The sequence below is a fragment of the Saccharomonospora iraqiensis subsp. iraqiensis genome, from assembly GCF_000430445.1.
Taxonomy (GTDB): domain Bacteria; phylum Actinomycetota; class Actinomycetes; order Mycobacteriales; family Pseudonocardiaceae; genus Saccharomonospora; species Saccharomonospora iraqiensis.
In genome coordinates this window covers 124203-127440 of the sequence record NZ_KE387090.1, presented here as the reverse complement: position 1 = coordinate 127440, position 3238 = coordinate 124203, and the positions used below count along the sequence as shown (strand labels likewise).

Below are 3238 nucleotides of genomic sequence, written 5' to 3'. Positions count from 1 at the left end.
CCGCCGACGAGGCCGAGCGGCTGGCGAAGGCCGTGTTCACCGAGCGGGTCGGCATCGAGCTGGAGTTGCACGAGGCGGGCCAGGACGAGGCCGCGCTGAACGTCATCGCGAGCCCGGTGCAGGAACTGCGCATGGCGTTCGACCTGATGCCCACCGACACCGAGGAGCACTGGGCCACCCTCGCCACCCGGCTGTCCCGGGTTCCGGGCGCGTTGGACGGGGTGCGCACCTCCCTGCTGGCGGCCGCCGAGGCCGGCCGCGCCCCCGCCCTGCGGCAGGTCACCAAGGTGGCCGAGCAGGCCGAGGTGTGGGCCGGACTGAGCGGCGGAACCGGCTACTTCGAGACGCTGGTCGCCGGGGCCGACCGGGTCGCAGGCGTGCCCGAGACCCTGCGCGCGGACCTCCGGCACGCCGCGCACACCGCCCAGGAGGCCTACGCCGAGCTCGCCGGGTTCCTGCGCGCCGAACTCGCCCCCGAGGCACCCACCACCGACGCCGTCGGCGAGGACACCTACCGGCTGTGGTCCCGCTACTTCCTCGGTGCCGACCTGGACCCGCGGGAGGCCTACGAATGGGGGTGGCAGGAGTTCACCCGCATCGAGCGGGAGATCGCCGAGGTCGCCGACCGCATCCGGCCGGGGGCGACCCCCGCCGAGGCCGCCGAGGCGCTCGACGCCGACGAGCGCTACCGCGTGCGCGGTCAGGATGCGCTGCGCGAGTGGATGCAGCGGCTGTCCGACGACGCCCTCACGGCGCTGCGCGGGTCGCACTTCGAGATCCCGGACGCGCTGATGGGCCTGGAGTGCCGGATCGCCCCGCCCGGCGGGCCGGTCGGGGCCTACTACACCGGCCCGAGCGAGGACTTCTCCCGGCCGGGCCGGATGTGGTGGTCCGTGCCCACCGACCGGACGGAGTTCCCCACGTGGCGGGAGGTCACGACCGTCTACCACGAGGGGGTGCCGGGGCACCATCTGCAGATCGCGACCGGGGTGCACGAGGCGTCGCTGAACCGGTTCCAGCGGCTGCTCGCGCTCACCTCCGGCCACGCCGAGGGGTGGGCGCTCTACGCCGAGCGGCTGATGCGCGATCTCGGGTTCCTCACCGACGACGGCAACCTGCTCGGGATGCTGGACGCGCACCTGTTCCGGGCCGCGCGGGTGATCGTCGACATCGGGATGCACCTCGGACTCGAGATCCCGGCGGGAACCGGCTTCCACGAGGGTGAGCGCTGGACCCCCGACCTGGGTCTGGAGTTCATGCTCACCCGCACGATCACCGACGCGGACCATGTGCACGACGAGATCGACCGGTACCTCGGCTGGCCGGGGCAGGCCCCGGCCTACAAGCTGGGGGAGCGGTTGTGGCTGGAGGCCAGGGAGGACGTCCGGCGTCGCCGCGGGGACGCCTTCGACCTCAGGGACTTCCACACCCGCGCCCTGCGGATGGGCGGCATGGGGCTGGACACCCTGCGTACGCAGTTGATGGCCGACGACACCTGAGGCGGGGGGCCGTGGGAGGCACCGCGACACCACCCCGGGTCGGCGGTGACCTCCCACGGACAGCCGTCGGTCACTCGCCGCTCAGCCGCGCCGCCTCCTGTTCGTCGGCGCGCTGGAGCACCGCGAACGGTGTCGCGGTCCCGTCCCGGATCACCCGTGTCAGCTCCGCGCGCCGGGCGATGAGCAGGCCGAGCGACAGGACACCGTAGACGACGCTCAGCACGGCGATGACGAGGCGGTCCTGCTCCTCGGGCAGCACGATGCTGGTGCCGAACTGGATGAGGAACAGCACCAGCAGCGTGGCGGCCCAGCGCGCCGTCATGGTGAGCGTGAGCAGGATGCACACGGCGAACAGCGACTGCGCCGCCGTGATCAGCAGCTCGAAGCGCTGGTGCAGGTCGATCGGCAGGCCGTCGAACGAGGCCGAGGACAGCGCGAACACGACCGGGATCGTGCCCACCAGCAGGGTCCACTGGTTGACCTTGCTGGACAACAGCGTGCCCAGGGCCGAGCTCGCGTGCAGTTTCCAGGCGAACAGACACGCCACGATCAGTTCGGGTGACTCGCTGGCCAGTGGGGCGACCCACTGCACGAGCAGGAAGTGGTCGATGCCCAGTTCGGTGCCGGTGTGCACGAGGTTCTCGGCGAAGTGTTCCGCCGTGGCCAGGATGACCACGGCCGCGTACCCGAACAGGAGCCCGTAGAGCCAGCGCCGCGGGCGTGCCGGTCGGGTGCCGATCCACGCCGACGTGCCCGTGAGCTCCGGTTCCTCCACCGGCGCCTTGGCCAGGCGCCAGGCGTAGAGCACGAACAACGACACCAGCACCGCCGCGTCCACCAGGGTCAGCGAGTCCCGCAGCGGGAAGTGCAGCGAGTACACCGTCGCGGCGCCGAGGAAGAACACCTCGACCGACATCCGCCGCGGCAGGCGCACCCACCCGACGTGTGCGGAGACGCTGTGCGCGCCGCCCCGGCGCCGTGCCCGCACGACCGCGAGCGTGGCCACGAGCACCACGAGCGGCCAGCCGATCCCCACCAGGATCCGGTTGGCGCCGGTCATGTTCGCCAGCGCCAGGGAACACGGATTGGCCCCCTCCGCGTCCGGCAGGCAGTGCCCCTGTTCGGCGTTGATCATCCCCGCCCGCATCGTGAACACGAAGTCCACGGCGTACTCCGGCAGCACCGCCAGGAAGGCCAGCAGGGCGAGCGCGAGCCCGCCGTTGATGTCGACCTGGGCGGCCTCGGCGGCCCACGACAGCAGGAAGGCCGCACCGATGATCGCGACGCCGTAGACGACCGCCGCCAGCGGGGCCGCGACCGCGGGGTGCGGCAACCCGAGGTAGTCGGCGGCACCGAGGTAGAGACCGGGCAGCGAGACCAGCGCGGCCGCGGGGAGCGGGGGCGGTGGGGAGAGGGCGGTGTCCGGCACCCGGGCAATGTTCCCGGGGGTCACAAGATCGAAACACCGAGGGTCGGCCCCCGGGGCCGGACGGCTATCCTCCGGGGTGCCCCCTCGGTCCGGACCGGGCCGGTCCGTCGACGACAGGTTGGAGAACTTGCGTGCCCGTGGCCCGGCTCCGCCCGTCCGAGCCCGCCGTGGCCACGGCGGGTCTGCTGGCCGCGGGGGTGCTGTGGGGGACCGGTGGTCTGGCGGGCTCGGTCCTGGCCGGGGCGGCCGGTCTGCATCCGCTCGCGGTCGCGACCTATCGCCTGCTCGTGGGTGGTGCCCTCGCCTCGCT

The 3238-nt window shown here is 72.8% G+C and carries 2 protein-coding genes; one reads left to right on the top strand and one right to left on the bottom strand.

Annotation, left to right across the window (positions count from 1 at the left end):
• The coding region (locus ACTIR_RS23145) for a DUF885 domain-containing protein (RefSeq protein ID WP_065388579.1) at positions 1-1499 on the top strand (1499 nt) is incomplete at its 5' end.
• Between the two features lie 70 nt (positions 1500-1569).
• On the opposite strand, the gene ACTIR_RS0112825 is transcribed toward ACTIR_RS23145, so the two are convergent.
• Positions 1570-2928, bottom strand: a complete 1359-nt coding sequence (locus ACTIR_RS0112825; protein WP_026454590.1) for a sodium/calcium exchanger protein — start codon at positions 2926-2928, stop codon at positions 1570-1572.
• Positions 2929-3238: the final 310 nt, after the last annotated feature.